Raw genomic sequence first — 18,270 nt, forward strand, 5'->3', positions numbered from 1 at the left:
TGTTCTCCTTTTATACTTCTTGTAACCAATGTGTAATACGCAATGCGAGTAACTCTGCTTCGTTTTCTTCTACAACATTGAATAAATGCATATATAAATGTTCTGTCAAACTTTCACCATACAATCTATCATCAATAGCAATAGACCAATTTAAATCCGGTATTGAAACGATAAAATAATCTTCTTTTTTATTTTGATAAATGAACACTTTTGCAGAATAGTTTTCACTGTGACTTTCTCTAATCTTCAACAGGTCCACCTCCAAATTTTTGATATGCCGCTTCAAGACCAATCAAATCATCACGATGCGGTACCTTTACATGGCCTGGCATAATTTGGTAAGGTTCACGCCCTTTAGATGCAAGTACAACTGTGTCACCCGGCTCTGCAACGTCTATTGCATGTCGAATACCTTCTGCACGATCTGTAAATTCAACATAATTGTCATGTGTCGCCCCTTTTGCCAGTTCAGCTGTTAACATTTTAGGGTCATCATTCGCAGGATTGTCTGGTGTAAAAATAACATAATCCGCTTGAGAAGCTACCCGCCCCATTTCTGGTGTTTTCGTTAAATCACGTTCTCCAGCCATGCCAACAAGAAAAATCAGTTTCTGTTTTACGAATGGCTTCACTGCATCCATTAATTTTGTCATACCATCTGCAGTATGTGCATAATCGATAATTAAATCGATAGGCAAGTTAGGATCAAGTACTTCTAAACGACCTTCTACAGGTTCTAAATTACTAACTAAACGTGTAATCGTTTCGAGTTCAGCACCTTTAACCCATACTCCTAACATGGCAGCCATTAAATTAGCAATATTAAAACGTCCTACATAAGGTGAGCTAACTGGATAAACTCCAAATGGTGTCACAAAATCAAATGTCACACCTTGTAAAGATTCTTGTATATTCGTCGCCATAAATTGTGATTCCGTATCAATCCCATAGGTCAACGTTTCATAAGGCGTTACGGTCTTTAAATATTTTGAAAATGCATCATCATTATTCACAATTGCATATTTGTCTTTAGATAAATCTTGCCCTAATTGACTAAATAACAGCGACTTGGCGTGGCCATAAGCTTCCATTGTACCATGAAAATCAAGGTGATCTTGCGTTAAATTTGAAAAAATAGCAACATCGAATGTCACACCACTTAAACGCCCTAATGCCAATCCATGTGAAGAAACCTCAAGCGTCATCGCTTCAGCTCCTGATTCAACTGCTTCATGAAGACGTTTTGTTAATGTAACTGTTTCAGGTGTTGTATTTGTGCCTTTCGTTATTTTTTCATTGATTTGAAAGCCATTCGTACCTAAATAAGCACTTCCTTTGCCCAATTTACGGTAAATATGGTGAATCATTGTCGCAATGGAAGTTTTTCCATTGGTTCCAGTAACCCCAATCGTTGTTAAATGTTGACTTGGATAGTTGTATAAACGGTGTGCGAGGTGACTTGCTACTCTTAATGTGTCAGGAACAACAACTTGCGTTACGTCTCCTTCAAGAGGTAGCATTCTATTCACTACAACCAGTCGACAACCTGCATCTACAACCTGTTGCGCAAATTGGTGACTATCTACAGTGTAACCTTCAGAAGCAATAAAAATACTTCCCACTTTTGCTGTTCTAGAATCTGTCGTAATATCTATAATTTCTCTATCCAATGTTCCACTGACATTTTTTATTAAAACATTTTCAAATAGCTGTTGCGCATTCACAGAAATCTCTCCTTTTATTTACACTCACTCATTATACACTTTTCTCATTAAAATCATATAAAAACCAGGATGATTTTACCATTAATAAACGATTTTCCACCTAATTAATATTGTCTTTTAAAGAAATATAAAATTAAAAAATTGTTATGTAACAAATTGATTGCCTCATGGTTACGCTAATTACACATTAAATACTTGGCTGTGTTGGATATAGTATGATACTTACAATAATTTAGAAGCAGAAACGTTTAAAGTAAATTTTTTGCATGAAACAAAATGCTATCTTTACTTTATATCCCATTCATTTTATTGTTGTATCAATGTTATGTATATATTAAGATATAGTAATGAATTTATTTAGCTGAAAAAGGGAAATAAGATAAGAAAGATATCGCTTCTATAACACTTAGGAGATGCATAAGTATGATTCACACACATTATTCTGAGCAAATGATACTCGATTTAGAGAAGCCCATAACACGTGAACACTCAAGGTATAGCTGGCATGCATTGAACGGTTGTCTAAAATACGCTTTCAATATATGTCCCTGTTCTTAGCCTCTAATTTTTTACTAACATCATCATTATTGGTATAACTTTCAGCAAACTTTAATATCACTTATATCACATTAAAATTGTAATGATTTTGTTAGGTTCACAATAATCTTTTCACAAAGTATACATTTTAAGTTACACTAAATGTATATTCAAACGCATTAATCAGTATTATTACCGCACTTGATTCTGTAACATGCAGATAACATTTGATGGAGGGTGGCCCAATCATGGTGACACAAAAGAAAAAAATATTAATCATTACTGGTTCATTTGGTAACGGACATATTCAAGTCACTAATAGCATCGTAGAACAACTCAATAACCTTAAACTAGATAACCTTACAGTGATTTCACATGATCTTTTTTTAGAAGCTCACCCTATCCTCACGACAATCACGAAAAAATGGTATATCAATAGTTTTAAATATTTCCGACGTATGTATAAAGCATTTTATTACAGCCGACCTGATGAATTGGACAAATGCTTTTATAAATACTACGGTTTAAATCGCTTGCTTAACTTATTATTAAAAGAAAAACCAGATTTAATTTTACTTACATTCCCTACGCCAGTAATGTCTGTATTAACAGAACAGTTTAATATGAACATTCCTATTGCTACTGTAATGACAGATTACCGTATGCATAAAAATTGGATTACACCAAATTCTCAGCGCTATTATTTAGCTACAGATGACTTAAAGGCAGAGTTTGAACATATTGGCGTACCGACTGAAACGATTAAAGTGACTGGTATCCCTATTTCTGAAAAATTCGAAGCGGCCATTAATCGTGCGGAATGGTTAACACAACACGGTTTAGATCCTGATGCTCAAACGATACTCATGTCGGCAGGTGCTTTTGGTGTTTCTAAAGGTTTTGACGAAATGATACAACGCATACTTGACGAAAGTCCAAACGCCCAAGTGGTTATGGTATGTGGACGAAGCAAAGAATTAAAACGTCAATTATCTTCAACATTCAAAAACAATCCAAAAGTTTGCATTTTAGGTTTTACAAAACATATGAATGAGTGGATGGCATCAAGCCATATGATGATTACTAAACCTGGAGGCATTACGATTTCTGAAGCACTAACACGTCAAGTTCCAATGGTATTTTTAAATCCTGCGCCTGGTCAAGAATTAGAAAATGCTTATTACTTTGAAGAAAAAGGCTTTGGTCGCATCGCCCATACGCCAGACGAAGCGATTAATATCGTAACGCAACTTACCAACCACCCACAGCAACTTGAAACAATGATTCAGACAATGTCTAAGTTAAGAACGCGATACGCGACGCAACGCTTATGCGAGGATTTATTAGATTTACTTGCTGATGCATCACAATATGACAATGTTTATGGAAAGGTACCTTTATATGCAAAATTACTCTTCAAATAAAGATAACTATATGAAAAATTTTTACTTATTACTAGTTATCCTGTTTTTGATGGAATTTGCGAGAGGCATGTATGTACTGAGTTATTTACCTTTATTACCTACTGCTACTTCTATTGCAGTAGGTATTACCTCCGTCGCAGTTTCCGTCCATTTCATTGCCGATTCAATTTCCAATTTTATTGTTGGTTTTGTATTGAAACGTTTAGGAACTAAAATAGTTTTGACAGTCGGATTTATTTTAGCCCTTGTCAGTCTATTTTTAGTCATTTGGTTTCCGACATCACCGTTTGTACTCATCTTTAGTGCATTAATGTTAGGTATTGCAGTATGTCCAATTTGGGTGATTATGTTGGCGAATGTTGAAGAAACTACTCGAGGCAAACAAATGGGGTACGTTTACTTTGCGTGGCTTGCGGGTTTATTAGCTGGAATGATTGTAATGAACTTGATTTTCAAAGCACACCCAACCCATTTTAACTTTTTAATGTCCTTATGTGTTGCTATAGCATTTTTATTATATATGTTTGTCAAAGTGACTTTAACGGCTTATAATCCTAAAAACGTAAAACAACAATTGAAACAAATTGTTAGCGTATCTAAAAGACATCTCGTATTATTTCCCGGCATTTTAATACAAGGGGTTGCGATTAGCGCACTCATCCTCGTATTGCCAATTTATGCGATTAACATTATTGGGGTTTCAACTGTCGAATATACATTAGCAATTGTTATAGGAGGCATAGGCTGTACCATTTCAATGCTATTTTTATCAAAAATCATCGACAAATACTCTAAAAAATTTATGTATAGCATTATCTTTATAGGATTTTTCATATATGCGAGTGCGATTTTATCTTTCGCATTTATCCACCAAATTATAATTGTATGGATTATTGCGTTTTTCATTGGATTGCTTTATGGATTACTTTTACCTGCTTGGAATACATTTATGGCAAGCTTTATTCATACAAGTGAACAAGAAGAGACTTGGGGCGTTATCAACAGTATTCAAGGCTTTGGGGCCATGATCGGGCCACTCATAGGAGGCCCGATCTCACAATTTACAGGTAGCCCAGTCTATACTTTTTATTTTGCAGCACTTTTAATTTACTTCTTAGCCTTTTTCTATGGACTCTACTTCTTAAAACAACGTCACGTCTCATAATTTTAAAAGGGAGTGGGACAGAAATCTTTTTGATTTCGTTGTCCCACCCCCACAAGGCTGACTAGGATTGAAATGAGCTGCTAAGCGAAAATTCAATCCAGACAGCTACTGTGCTCTTTTACAGTTACCTTCTCATTATAGAAGTGGGACAGAAATCTTTTTGATTTCGTTGTCCCACCCCCACAAGGCTGACTAGGGTTGAATTGAGCTGCTAAGCGAAAATTCAATCCAGACAGCTGCTGTGCTTATTAGCAGTTACCTTCTCATTATAGAAGTGGGACAGAAATCTATTTGATTTCGTTGTCTTACCCCTATTTTATACCTTTTATAAAGTATGAATATGCACTGAACATTGTCCTTTTTCCTACTCAAATACTAACCTCTTTTGCTATCATTATGCCTCTCATTTTTGAGATGTTTTAATTGATGAGGCTTAAATTCACTCTGACACGCGATACAATAATAGCGTTGACCTTTCTTTTTGTAAATTATCCAAATCATTGCAACGACTATTAAATAAAACAGCAGTACAACAGAACTTCCCAATGTATTTTCTCTTAACGCACCAGAACTTGCATATACAATAAACTGAATGCCAAAGAAAATCGTTCCAAAAATGACTAACAAAAGTAAACAACCACTTCTCGTCTCCCCTACACGTTGTGATTGGCATTTAGGACAAATCATGACATCTCCCCCTTTCGTATTTTCAACAATTTAATTTCATTATACATCTAACGAGACTTTTAAGGCATAAAAAAAGATACACATTTTAACCATTTCATAGAAATGCATTAAGATGTGTATCAATCCTACATATGATTACGAATAGTAGTATATTGGTTAGAAAAAGTCATTAACCTAAAGTGTATGTTTCAATTTCTTCCCATTTATCTGCTTCTTCATTAAATTTCATTAATGAAAGTTTATCAATGATTTCTTTATGATCAATTCCGGCTAAACGCACTTGTCCATAAATGTCTTCAAATTCTTGACTCGTTAACCCTTGCGCAATTGTAAAATGTGGCACAAATGGATGTTCAGCTTTACCATAGAAATCGTCTTTATCGAAAGAATCGAATAAATCTTGTAATTCGTCCGTTTTTTCAACTTTAAAGTAAATGACATTTGTTGTTGGTGCAAAATTAGAAGCTTTTGTTGCATGTACTGTTACAGGTTGAATACCTTCGAGGCGTTTTGGAATATCTTGCTTAACAGTATCTAATGCGTTGTCATCAACTTCAAAACGACCTTTAACAGTGACGTGCGGTTTAATTTTTGTGTAGTGTTTATCATAACGTTTACGATAGGCATTGACCTCTTCTTGAAACGCTTGTGACGGAATTAACGCTAATCCTAAAATCATTGAAATTCCTCCTTTGTTTGTCCTTATTTCTATTATAGCAAAAATTTAAATTATTGGTTACTTAAAAAGTATTTTAACAATGCGGGTAATTCTTTTTTCCACGTTTTCCAATTATGTCCACCATCAAGCTCTTCATAAAAATACGTCGCACTTGTAGCGGAAATCAAACGATTTAAAGTGCGATTCGGTGTTAAAAAGTCAGCACGTTCACCACTAGTAGGTAACTTAAAGTCCTTTTCTTCTTTACCTATCACATGCCAAATTGTTAAATCATCTTTAAATTGACAACGTTGAAACAATGATTCAACGACATGATCGTAATGGGGACTCAGCAATCCTACTTGGCTCATCACTCTCGGATAAGATAAAGTAGTTAATAAAGCAATACTCCCTGCTAAACTGTCACCTAATAACACTCGCGCATTCCCCACTTTATACGTAGGAAACGTTTGATCAATCCACGGCATAATTTCACGCGCAACAGCTTGAACCGTTTGGGATGCTTTCTCTCCTTGAGGATGAAATTCTATACGTCGCTTTTCCACACTTTCGTAGTGAAAACCAACTATAATTACACGTTCTACGGCTTTCTCTCGTCTTAAGCGCTCATAAACGCGATGAATTTGGCCAAACCTTAAAAAATCACGACCATCAAAACAAAAAACGACTTTACTTTTATATAAATCTGAATAATCTTCAGGTAAATAAACAGATAACGTAATATTTCTATTTAAAATGTCACTATGTATATGTGTCGTAGTGACTTCTCCGGGTTTAAAATTTGTCATAATTAAAGCGCCCCCTATACGAATTCATTACTATTGTATCAAGAGACGCTTTACTTGTTAACTAGACCTTTGCCAATCTCACATCACTTTAAAAATGTTAGCTTTTTAATCTAGCTTGTCCAATCTCTAATTTATTCCAATCCTTAACGCTCATTTTCTGGTCGATAGTTTTCTTCTTGTAAACGGCGTGGATAATCTTCTAACCAGAATTTCGCGGTCGGTAACTCTTTTGTATCTGGTCGATAAATCGCTGTTTTACCTGTACCGTTTTTCTTTTTCTGTTGTTCAAAGTCTTTTAAGGCTTTCAATGCTGGTTTACAAAGTATCCAAATTGCAATAATATTCAACCACGCCATCATTCCAACACCTAAATCTCCAAGTGCCCAAGCGACATCAGCCGTTTTTATTGCGCCATAAGCCGTTGCAGCAATTAAAAGTAGACGAATGATATTTCTCCATAATTTATTTTGTTTTTTAGCAACACGGTTAGTAATATAACTTACATTCGTTTCAGCCATGTAATAGTAGGCCAAAATCGTTGTAAAAGCAAAGAAGAATAAAGCAATGGCAATAAAGTATGAACCAAATCCTGAGTATGTCGGATCAAAGTGATAATTTGATCCTTGGAACGCTTTATCAATACCTGCTTGTGCATACATCGCTGTTCCTGAATAATCCTTTGTACCATCTGCAGTTTGTACATAAATCCCGCCGTTTTCAATAAGGTTAGGCTGTCCCTTCGCATTTGTACTACCATCTGTAGTATTGTAAGTGCCAGAAATTAAAATAATAAGCGCAGTAGCTGTACAAACAAATAATGTATCTACATAAACCGAAAATGCTTGAACAAGCCCTTGTTTTGCTGGGTGGGAGACTTCTGCAGCTGCTGCTGCATGAGGTCCTGTACCTTGTCCAGCTTCATTAGAATACAAACCACGTTTTACCCCAATTTCGATCATGGCACCAACAATACCACCAAATGCCGCTTCCATGCCAAAAGCAGATTTAAAAATTAATGCGAATAAAGCAGGGACTTCTGTAATATTCATCGCGATAATAATCACTGCCATTAAAATATAAACGATGGCCATAAATGGTACGACTGCCGTTGCCACCTTTGCAATCCATTTCACTCCGCCAAAAATAATGAGTGATAAAATAATGATCAGTACTATAGCCATGATCCATGTAGGTAGGCCAAAAGCATTTTTCATTGAACTTGCAATGGCATTCGATTGAACGCCTGGCAATAATAAACCTACAGAAATAATCGTAACCACTGCAAATAATAAGCCATAAATTTTACCAAATTTCCCTTTAATCCCCTGTTCTATGTAATACGCTGGTCCTCCACGGTACTCTCCATCCTCTTCTTTTTTAAAGATTTGACCGAGTGTAGATTCAATAAATGCCGTACCTGCTCCGAGAAATGCTGTGGCCCACATCCAAAACACAGCACCCGGACCGCCAATAAAAATCGCTGTTGAAACTCCGACAATGTTACCTGTGCCGACACGTCCTGCAAGTGACAACGCGATAGCTTGAAAACTAGAAATACCTGTCGGTGATTTTTCTCCTTGGAACATAAGACGAATCATTTCTTTAAAATGTCTCACTTGTAAAAATCGCGTCATTAAACTGAATAAAATCCCTGTGAGTAAAAGACCATAAACGAGCGGCTTACTCCATACAATTCCATTCAACCATCCCACTACTGTTTCTACCATAAAACATCCCCCCTGTTATCTGAAAAGATTAAAATTTCAAATTTTCAGATAAATATAAACTTATTATACGCGTTAAATATAATCCGCGCAACACAATTCAAATATTACCAATTGTAATTTTATACGCCGTTTTTTGTTTCATCCCTATCTATTTTAGGCTATACTGAAATGTGACTAATTTATAAGGAGGCGCATTTTATGACTAATAAAGTGTGGTTTCGTACCGGAGTCGCTTTGTTGATTCTTTTTCTTTTAATAAAGCTCTTCTTAGAAATCAACCACATTTTCATGCCATTGGTAATCATCGTACAATCCGTACTACTCCCATTACTATTAAGTGGATTTTTATTTTACATATGTTTGCCATTTCAAAAAATGCTTGAAAAAAGACATGTGCCACGTTGGGCGAGCATTACCATTATTTTACTTGGCTTAATGGCAGCTATCGGTGCGGTCATTGGTTTAGTAGGACCTATTATTACGAGCCAAGTTCAAAATTTAATTAAAAATATACCGACGATTCAACGCGAAGCGCAAAGTTTGATCAACTTTGTCCTTGACCAACGTGATCGTCTACCATCAAATGTGACAGATAAAATTAATAGTATGATTTCACAAGTCGGATCTTATACTACTGATATTTTATCTAACTCTTTTAACATTATTACAAGTATCATTTCAACGTTGTTCTTACTTATCTTAGTGCCGTTTTTCTTAATTTTTATGTTAAAAGATCACGAGCGTTTCATCCCTGCCATTGCACGTGTATTCAGTGGCGACCGTAAAATCTTCGTTGTAGATCTTTTATCAGATCTAAACCATACTTTAAAATCATATATTCAAGGACAAGTATTGGTAAGCTTAATCTTAGGGGCAATCTTGTTTATTGGTTACAGCATAATCGGTCTTGAATATACGGTATTACTTGTTATGTTTGCGATTGTTGCAAATATGATTCCGTTCCTTGGACCTTGGATGGCATTTTTACCAGCAGGTATTTTAGGACTGATCCAAAGCCCTACAACTTTTGTGTGGGTGTGTGTGGTCACACTTGTTGCGCAGCAACTTGAAGGAAATGTCATTACACCAAATGTCATGGGTAAATCATTGAATATCCATCCACTAACGATTATTATCGTTATTTTAGCCTCTGGTAGTTTAGGCGGCTTTGGCCTCATTTTAGTGGCTGTTCCTTTATATGCTGTACTCAAAACAATTGTGCGTAATGTCTTTAAATACCGCCATCAAATTATGCTAAAAGCCCGTAGTGACGTAGAAAAACACGAACTTTTATAATGCGTCATTCATCTGCATAATCATATTTGAAACCATAAAAGGTTCTCAAACACTTTGAATGTTTGAGAACCTTTTTTATGTTTGTTTATTGTTGTCCGAATTAAAAATTTTAACGAATGGCATGATAGCCTGCGTCAACATGAATATTTTCGCCAGTGACACCACTTGAGAAATCACTTAATAAATATGCCGCTGTTTTACCAACTTCTTCTTGGTTCACATTACGTTGTAACGGTGCACGTTGCTCAATCTCTTTTAAGATTGATGTAAAATTACCTACACCACGTGAGCTTAATGTTTTAATAGGTCCCGCAGAAATACAATTGACACGAATATTATCTTGTCCTAAATCAGCAGCAAGATATTTCACGCTCGCTTCTAAACTTGCTTTAGCAATACCCATTACATTGTAATTTGGTACTGCAAATTCTCCTCCAATATATGAAGATGTTACGATACTTCCACCGTCATTCATAATTTTACGCGCTTCTCGAGCTACGATTGTTAAAGAATATGAACTAATATCTTGTGCTAATAAGAAACCGTCACGTGATGTTTCTGAATAACGGCCACGAAGTTCTTCCACACGTGCAAAAGCAATAGAGTGGAACACGCCATCAATTTTTCCAACCTCTTGTCCGATGCGTTCGAAACCTTTTTCAACGTCTTCATCACTTTGAACATCAATTTGATAAACATGTTTTTCTTTTTGATTCAACTGGTCAATTAATTTATCCAATTCATTAAAACTGCGCTCTTTTCTGTACGTAAAAACGAGCTTTGCCCCAAGTTCATCTAAAACCTTTGCGACACCAAATCCAATACTTCTTTTATTTGCGATGCCCATAATAACATACGTTTTACCTTCTAAATTCATCACTGTCAATTGCTCCTTTAAATTAAAATTTGCAGTAGTCACATTAATTTTAACATCTGGTCTTAATTTTTAAAAATTAAATCCCTTTTATCTTCAAAAAACAAGAGGCTAAGATTTCACCAATCATGCTTTGAAAACCGATACACGATACTCCAAAAGCAAGACTTTGTCTTAACCTCTTGTTTTAACTTACTTAAACATTTCAAGTTCCATTTTTAATTGATCTACATATTCTTTAGAACCTGTCACAATAAGTCGATCACCATATTGCAATTTCGTATCTCCATGCGGAACAATCGATTCATTATTTCGAATAATACGCACAAAAATGATATCACCATCAAATGGGAAATGGCGTAACTGCGTCTGATCAAAGGCGTAATTAAACATACCAATTTCGTAAATAGATGTCTCAACGTTACTTAATAAGTTAAGCATGTTTGGCGTTTCAATCATACCTTTAAGTAAAATTTGATTACTTTGGAAATTACTAAAGATTTCTATGCCTTGATGTTTGAGTGCATGTTCTTCGTCATTCGTTTCTAATCGACAAATGACGCGTTCAACACCAAATGATTTTGCCATTAATGCGACTTTACGGTTAATTTCGTCATCATTTGTAGAACATACTACAATATCACTTGTAAATAACCCTAAACGCTCTAATATTTTCGATTCATAATCAGCAACTTCCACCATTGTAATATCGTCAGATAAAACGCGATGATCTGTTAAATCTTTTCTATAAAATAGTGTCACTTGATAAAGTTGCGATTGTAAACTTTGTGCAATCGGAATAGATAACTGGTTTTTTCCAATCATGGCAACTTTAATTGAACGTTGCATTTCATCAGGTAGCGGAAACATCTTTTTGAAAACGATAGGCACAAATACACATGTAATAACGGCACTTAAAATCAAAATGCCTGATGTATCTGCACTAATAGTGCCTAAACGTTCCGCAATTTTTGCCGCAGCGATCACTAAAGATAATGTTGACGTAAGTAAAAATGCAGAAGCAATCGTCGTCTTAATATCAAACCATTTTTTTATAATCATTACAGGTATTAATTTTGATATTAAAAATGCCAAAATGAGCACTGGAATAATTAAAAGAATAGACGGATTACTAATAAGTGATGGAATATCTAAATCCACACCTACCATAATAAAGAAAATCGGAATAAAGAAACCGTATCCAAATGAATCTAATTTCTCCACTAGTTCTTTGTCAGGTTGAAGTAATGAAACGACTACCCCAGCTAAAAAAGCACCTAAAATATGTTCAGCACCTACACCTTCAGCTAATGCAACAAGTAAAATAATTAAAGCAAACACTGCTCGAATTCCGATTTGCGTCGTGCCGTCCATTAACTTATTTAAAAATGGTGCTTTTTTAAATAAGCCACCGAGTAAGTAAAATACAATCGTAAAGACAACTAAAATACCAATTAACCAAATTGTGCCGCCACCTTTCGCATGGATAGCCCCATAGACTGTAAGCAGTAGCATCGTAGCCAAGTCAGCAAGAACAGCGACAAGTAAGATGAATTGACCAATGATTGTGCTCATAATGTTCATCTCTTTTAATGTAGGTACGACAACACCTAGAGAAATTGTCGAGATGATAATCACCATAAGTAACACATCATCGATTAATCCAATCCATTTAAATCCATATGCAAGCACGATAGAAATAATCATAATCAACATAAAAACGTAGAACGCAAGTGAAAGATGGCTCGGTTCTACAGATTTTTCTTTTTTAGACTTGCCTTTATCTTTTTTAAACGCATTAAAATCAATCTCAAGGCCACTCAAGAACATTAAAAAGATAAAACCGAGCGTTGATAGAATATCCAAAACATTATCTCTATGTACTAAATTTAAAAAAGAATTGCCAATCATAATCCCCATCAATATTTCTGCGACAACGACAGGCAGAAAGGAAATTCTAAGCCTATTCACTAAAATCGGGGTAAGCAACGCAGCAATAATGACAACAACGAGCGATACAAATTCCATATGCGCCTCCTTATACTAAATACGTCATAAAAGTAGTCGCTAATCCAAAATAAATCAGCATACTTACAATATCGTTAATCGTTGTAATGAAAGGCCCACTTGCTACAGCTGGGTCAATTCCAATTTTGTTCATAATTAATGGAATGACAGAACCTATAGTCGTTCCTACTGTCATAGCAATCGTTAAGCTCCCCCCAACAATTAAGCCAAGAAAAGGTTCATGATACAATAATAAAATGATAAAAAACAGACTTGTGGCACAGCACACACCTGTTAACAACCCACTCCCTGATTCACGCAACGCAAGTTTAAATTTACTTTTTTCATCAATTTCACCTGTTGAAATGTTACGTACGGCAACGGCTAAAGATTGTGTTCCAGAGTTTCCAGACATGCCGCTAATAATAGGAATAAATGCAGCGAGCAATGCTACTTTTTCCAATGTTTCTTCAAAAGAACCTAAAATTGAAGCCGTAATCATCCCGAGTACGGTAAGTATCATTAACCACGGCAATCGTTTTAATGCTGTTTTAACAATCGAATCGTCTGTTGAATCGATATCAGATACCCCGGCTAAACGAGAGTAGTCTTCACTCGCCTCTTCATCCATAACGTCGACGATATCATCGATTGTGATGATACCTAACAAATGGTTTTGGTAATCTACTACCGGCATCGCAATGAAGTCATAATCTCTCATCGTTTGAGCTACATCTTCTTGGTCATCTGCGACGTTAGCACTAATAACACGTTCACTCATAATATCTTCAATGTACGTATCATTTTCAGCAACAATTAAATCCCTTAATGAAATAACCCCAACTAATTTTTTTTGCTCATCTACAACAAAAATAACGTAAATCGTTTCAGCATCTGGAGCTTGTGCTTTAACATGCATCATCGCTTCATGTACAGGTGTGTTAATTGTGAGAGAGATAAACTCCGTTGTCATAATACCGCCGGCAGTATCTTCCTCATAATGTAATAACGCTTTAATTTCTTTAGCGTCCTCTTTGTTCATTAACATTAACAAACTTGCAATTTTACGTTTTGACAGTTGGTTTAAAATATCAACCGCGTTATCATAAGACATATGCTCAAGAATTTGACTCGCATACGTCGCGTTCATTTCCTCAAATAAATCTTCATAAGCTTCTTCATCTATCTCTAGATGCTCGAAAAATTCGGCAACTTCTTCGGGTGATAAAAATTGATATATTTTTTGGCGAACATCACTTTCACTTTCCTCAAAGTACTCACTTTGCTCATAAGAGTGAAGTTCTAAAAAAGCATCACGAAAACCGTCGATATCTGATTCAGTGATAAAGTGATCTAGCAATGCTTTATCGTACATTTCTTCGTCATCTAAAACGATTTGCTCTTTTTCATCCGTCAATTTTGCCACCTCCATCTCTCATGTTCTTACAAGGTCTTCAACTGTTGAGACAAGTCTGGATGACTATTTTTTATATGTAATGATGACTTTGTAATTGGGTGCATAAACTTAATTTCTGCACATTTAAGTAATTGTGTGGCATACAGGGGATGCTCATGCCCATATAAACCATCACCAACGATTGGTGCACCTATAAATTGAAAATGCACTCGAATTTGATGTGTTCTTCCCGTTATCAGTTTAACACGGCATAAAGTATAAGTCTTGAAGTTTTTTATCGGCCAATATAGCGTTTTGGCATATTTTCCTTCTTCTGAAACACAACGCGTTATAATGCTGTCGTTCTGGCGCGCAATCGGTGCGACGATCTCTCCTGGCTTGGTCAATACCCCTTCACAAATACATTCATAATACTTTTCAATCGTGGTGTGCGTCATTAAATGATGTAAATGCCGTGACTTCGCCAAAATAACAATCCCCATCGTGTGACGATCTAATCGGGTAACAATATGAGGAATGCCACGCTCATTTTGCATTTGCATGTGCGCTAAAGCTTGTTCTACCAAACTTCTATGTGGATGCTCACGTGAAGGCGCACTGTTTTGTCCTGCTGGCTTAGCAACGATTAAAAGCCATTCGTCTTCGAAAAGAATATTAAGCGGCTTCGAATATGGTTTTAAACTTGAGCTCGGCACTTCATCAGGCAAGCACACTTCTAACTGATCCCCTTCAATAAGTGTCGTTCTTACTGTCACAGGTTTTTGATTAACGAGTAAAGCGCCATTTTGCTTAATGGCGCTAATCGTTTTTTTAGAAAACTGATGCTCATATAAAAATGTTTTAAGCAATGTCTCATTTTGAATTGAATATCGAAAAATCATAAATCATCGCCACTTGAAATGAATGAGTCGTGTACACGCTTCCAAAATGGGAACGGTCTAAAACGTGCAAATCGAATTTTTTCATTCGCAACACGATATTGAATCGCATTCACATTTTTATGTTTAATACTGACATGGTCAATCGTCGTCAGTATAGAATCATGATTTACAGGTTTAACATGACACGTATGATGCTTAGGCAATACAAGTGGAGAACCTACTGTTCTAAAAACACGGTTATTAATAGAAGCAATTTCCGCGATTTGAATCGCCTCTAGTGATGGGTGTATCAAAGCGCCACCTAACGCCTTATTATACGCGGTTGAGCCTGATGGCGTAGAAATACATAAACCATCTCCTCTAAAACGTTCAAAGTGCTGACCACGAATATCTAAATCAACGACAAGTGTTGTTCCATTTTCGGTTTTCATCGTAGCTTCATTCAATGCGAGATGGCGCGTTTCGTAGCCCTTATCATTATAACGTACTATGATTTCAAGTAATGGATATTCAATCACTTGAAACTCTGAATTATTAATTTCAATGATAAGTTTTTCAACTTCATGCGGTAACCAATCTGCATAAAAACCAAGGTGTCCTGTATGAATACCTACAAAGGCACATCTTGAAAGCATATGGCTATACTGGTGGAACGCTTGTAATAACGTTCCATCTCCACCAACAGAAATTACGATTTCAGGATTTTCTTTATCTTCAATCATTTTGAAATCATACATATGACTCATCATTTTATGCTTTAATGCCTCTGATTTAGAGTCACCTTTTGACAAAATTGCGTAACGCATTACTCCACCCCACGGTTTTCATGCTTATCTGCACGTTTTTTGGAATAAAACTTTTGAGCTTCTTTAATTTCTTCTTTAATTTCTGACATTTCTTCGTCTAGTAAAAAAGCGGCTTCAGCTGCCCGTTCCAAGCGTTTTTGAATTTCTGGAGGGTAATCACCATCATACTTATAACGTAATGTATGTTCGATTGTCGCCCAAAAATTCATCGCTAATGTCCGTATTTGGATTTCTGCCAAAATCGTCTTTTGACCTTCTAACGTTTCGATTGGATATTCAATAATGACATGGTAAGAACGATACCCACTTTGTTTCGTATCTTTGATATAATCACGTTCTTCAACAACTTTGAAATCTTTACGTTGACGTAACAATTCAACAACTTTATCAATATCATCCACAAATTGACACATCATACGTAATCCAGCAATGTCATACATTTCTTCACGTAGACAGTCAAATGGAATGCCCCTTTTATTTGCCTTGTCAATAATGCTCGTAATCGGTTTGACGCGTCCAGTCACAAATTCAATTGGTGAATTATGTTCTGTAACTTGATATTCTTTACGCAAACCTTTGAGTTTGATTTTGAGTTCATCAATCGCTTGACGATAAGGCGCTAGAAAAATTTCCCATTGGTTCATCTTACCTCACTCCGCTTCATACTAATTCGAATGTTTCTTCAACGGCAGCCACAAATTCATTTCCGTAATTGGAATTTCCTTCGATATTATCTAATAAATAGTCCAATTCATCTTTGAATTGCGTTAACACTAACGTATCATTAATGATAATTGGTTTATCTTTATGCTTATGTAACATGGACCATGTTTCTTGAACAAAAATCAAGTACGAAAACGAAGAACCATTATCCATTAAATAAACAAACGAAAAATTATCACTGTCTACTATCATTTGACCGACTTCTGATAATCCTTCCGTAGATTGATCGGTGTAACACAACACTTGATCATCTTGGATTTTGATTTCATTGACATAAATACGCATACGTTCTCCTCCTAGATGTCCAATATGCGCTGAGCTGACCACTCACATTGACATCTTAAATTTTCTATGAGGCAAATAGCCTTATCATAATACAGTTTAACATAATTCTTTGCGCGACTCATCGTCTATCTCTCGGTAATAAATACTTTTAAACATCGATCAACTTAGGCATAATACTGATTAAGGAGTGACGTATATGGCAATAGAACGAGAAATTGAATTCAAACAACTTTTAGATTTTTCAAGCTATAAAAGCATTAAAGCAACTTATTTTAAAGAAGCAATCCCTTTTACTCAAATTAATTATTATATCGATACACCAGATTTTCAAATCCAATCACAAAAAATGGCATTGCGCATTAGAGAAAAATCAAACCATTCGTTAGAAATGACATTAAAAGTCCCAGACACCATCGGCCTTAATGAGTATAATTTTGACACGCACATCTCACCCAAAAGCAATCAATATATAGAGGTATCGCAAATACCTGAAGCGATTCAAAAAGTTCTTATCGAAAAAAATGTCGCGGTTCAAAAACTTCAAGTTTTAGGCGACCTCAAAACACACCGTTTCGAAAAGCACATTAATGATGGTTTGTTGGTGCTCGATCATAGTTGTTACTTAGGTAAGGAAGATTATGAATTAGAATTTGAAGTGACAGATTACGAACAAGGAAAAAAATCATTTGAAACGTTATTAAGTCAATTCGATTTAACACATACCGAACCTAAAAATAAAGTGCGTCGCTTTTTCGAATATCAAGCAACGCTCAATTATAATGACAAGGAATAGCATCGTATAAGTGTTTTTGCTTTGATATGTAAAAATTCATGTTATTATTTATATATATCAAAACTAACGCATTAAGGTGATAACATGCCCCCAACGCCCTATGAAATCATCGGTCAAGAAGCATTAAATGACATGATTGATCACTTTTATACACTTGTTGAACAAGATGATAGAATTAATCACTTATTTCCTGGTGATTTTAAAGAGACAAGTCGCAAGCAAAAACAATTTCTTACCCAGTTTTTAGGAGGTCCAAATCTCTATACTGAAGAACATGGACACCCTATGTTACGTCAAAGACACTTACCGTTCAAAATTGACGAACATGCTAAAGAAGCTTGGCTAGAAAATATGCATATCGCTATTAAAACGGCACAACTCCCTCATGGTGTTGATGAGTATTTATACGAGCGTTTAAAGTTAACTGCAGCACATATGGTTAACACAGAATATTAAT

18 protein-coding genes are annotated in these 18,270 nt (G+C 35.6%); 5 read left to right on the plus strand and 13 right to left on the minus strand.

Going from position 1 to position 18,270, the window contains the following annotated elements; translation table 11 throughout:
* Positions 1-10: 10 nt before the first annotated feature.
* Both LN051_RS08185 and LN051_RS08190 read right to left on the minus strand, forming a co-directional pair.
* Positions 11-250, minus strand: a complete 240-nt coding sequence (locus LN051_RS08185; protein ID WP_229292050.1) for a YueH family protein — start codon at positions 248-250, stop codon at positions 11-13.
* On the minus strand, positions 240-1,724 hold the full coding sequence (locus LN051_RS08190; protein WP_229292051.1) for a UDP-N-acetylmuramoyl-L-alanyl-D-glutamate--L-lysine ligase: 1,485 nt from the start codon (positions 1,722-1,724) through the stop codon (positions 240-242). The genes LN051_RS08185 and LN051_RS08190 overlap by 11 nt, the downstream gene beginning before the upstream one ends.
* A 785-nt stretch (positions 1,725-2,509) precedes the next feature.
* Here LN051_RS08190 and LN051_RS08195 point away from each other — a divergent pair.
* Entirely contained in the window at positions 2,510-3,685 is a 1,176-nt protein-coding gene (locus LN051_RS08195) for a diglucosyl diacylglycerol synthase (protein ID WP_229292052.1), read from the plus strand.
* On the plus strand, positions 3,663-4,850 hold the full coding sequence (ltaA, locus tag LN051_RS08200; protein ID WP_229292053.1) for a lipoteichoic acid biosynthesis MFS flippase LtaA: 1,188 nt from the start codon (positions 3,663-3,665) through the stop codon (positions 4,848-4,850). Before LN051_RS08195 ends, ltaA begins: the two co-directional genes overlap by 23 nt.
* Positions 4,851-5,225: 375 nt before the next feature.
* Here the strand turns inward: ltaA and LN051_RS08205 are convergent, their stop codons facing one another.
* The 4 genes from LN051_RS08205 to LN051_RS08220 form a co-directional block, all read right to left on the minus strand.
* Positions 5,226-5,537: a hypothetical protein gene (locus LN051_RS08205; RefSeq protein WP_229292054.1), complete on the minus strand. Its 312-nt coding sequence runs from the start codon at positions 5,535-5,537 to the stop codon at positions 5,226-5,228.
* 169 nt (positions 5,538-5,706) lie between these two features.
* Complete coding sequence (locus LN051_RS08210; protein WP_229292055.1) at positions 5,707-6,216, minus strand: 2'-5' RNA ligase family protein; 510 nt, start codon at positions 6,214-6,216, stop codon at positions 5,707-5,709.
* A 50-nt stretch (positions 6,217-6,266) separates the two neighbouring features.
* Complete coding sequence (locus LN051_RS08215; RefSeq protein WP_229292056.1) at positions 6,267-7,004, minus strand: esterase family protein; 738 nt, start codon at positions 7,002-7,004, stop codon at positions 6,267-6,269.
* Between the two features lie 143 nt (positions 7,005-7,147).
* A complete protein-coding gene (locus LN051_RS08220) occupies positions 7,148-8,731 on the minus strand; it encodes an alanine/glycine:cation symporter family protein (RefSeq protein WP_229292057.1) in 1,584 nt (527 codons plus the stop codon).
* Between the two features lie 198 nt (positions 8,732-8,929).
* Here LN051_RS08220 and cozEa point away from each other — a divergent pair, with 198 nt between their 5' ends.
* Positions 8,930-10,027 carry a lipoteichoic acid biosynthesis protein CozEa gene (gene cozEa, locus LN051_RS08225; RefSeq protein WP_229292058.1) on the plus strand — a complete coding sequence of 366 codons (1,098 nt, stop codon included), beginning with the start codon at positions 8,930-8,932 and terminating at the stop codon, positions 10,025-10,027.
* Between the two features lie 109 nt (positions 10,028-10,136).
* Here cozEa and fabI read toward each other — a convergent pair whose 3' ends face one another.
* The 7 genes from fabI to LN051_RS08260 form a co-directional block, all read right to left on the minus strand.
* Positions 10,137-10,907 (minus strand): enoyl-ACP reductase FabI, encoded by a 771-nt coding sequence (gene fabI, locus LN051_RS08230; RefSeq protein WP_229292059.1) that lies wholly within the window; start codon positions 10,905-10,907, stop codon positions 10,137-10,139.
* Between the two features lie 186 nt (positions 10,908-11,093).
* Entirely contained in the window at positions 11,094-12,929 is a 1,836-nt protein-coding gene (locus LN051_RS08235; protein WP_229292060.1) for a monovalent cation:proton antiporter family protein, read from the minus strand.
* 10 nt (positions 12,930-12,939) lie between these two features.
* Entirely contained in the window at positions 12,940-14,334 is a 1,395-nt protein-coding gene (gene mgtE / locus LN051_RS08240; RefSeq protein WP_229292061.1) for a magnesium transporter, read from the minus strand.
* A 17-nt stretch (positions 14,335-14,351) separates the two neighbouring features.
* The gene (locus LN051_RS08245) at positions 14,352-15,206 is read right to left on the minus strand and encodes an RluA family pseudouridine synthase (protein ID WP_229292062.1); all 855 of its coding nucleotides are present in this window, start codon (positions 15,204-15,206) and stop codon (positions 14,352-14,354) included.
* Positions 15,203-16,012, minus strand: a complete 810-nt coding sequence (locus tag LN051_RS08250; RefSeq protein WP_229292063.1) for an NAD kinase — start codon at positions 16,010-16,012, stop codon at positions 15,203-15,205. The genes LN051_RS08245 and LN051_RS08250 overlap by 4 nt, the downstream gene beginning before the upstream one ends.
* Positions 16,012-16,656: a GTP diphosphokinase gene (yjbM, locus tag LN051_RS08255; RefSeq protein WP_229292064.1), complete on the minus strand. Its 645-nt coding sequence runs from the start codon at positions 16,654-16,656 to the stop codon at positions 16,012-16,014. Before yjbM ends, LN051_RS08250 begins: the two co-directional genes overlap by 1 nt.
* 16 nt (positions 16,657-16,672) lie before the next feature.
* On the minus strand, positions 16,673-17,020 hold the full coding sequence (locus LN051_RS08260) for a UPF0738 family protein (RefSeq protein WP_229292065.1): 348 nt from the start codon (positions 17,018-17,020) through the stop codon (positions 16,673-16,675).
* Positions 17,021-17,216: 196 nt separating this feature from the next.
* Here LN051_RS08260 and LN051_RS08265 point away from each other — a divergent pair, with 196 nt between their 5' ends.
* A complete protein-coding gene (locus tag LN051_RS08265; protein ID WP_229292066.1) occupies positions 17,217-17,813 on the plus strand; it encodes a CYTH domain-containing protein in 597 nt (198 codons plus the stop codon).
* Between the two features lie 84 nt (positions 17,814-17,897).
* On the plus strand, positions 17,898-18,269 hold the full coding sequence (locus LN051_RS08270) for a globin domain-containing protein (RefSeq protein WP_229292067.1): 372 nt from the start codon (positions 17,898-17,900) through the stop codon (positions 18,267-18,269).
* Position 18,270: the final 1 nt, after the last annotated feature.

The organism is Staphylococcus ratti (assembly GCF_020883535.1).
GTDB lineage: Bacteria > Bacillota > Bacilli > Staphylococcales > Staphylococcaceae > Staphylococcus > Staphylococcus ratti.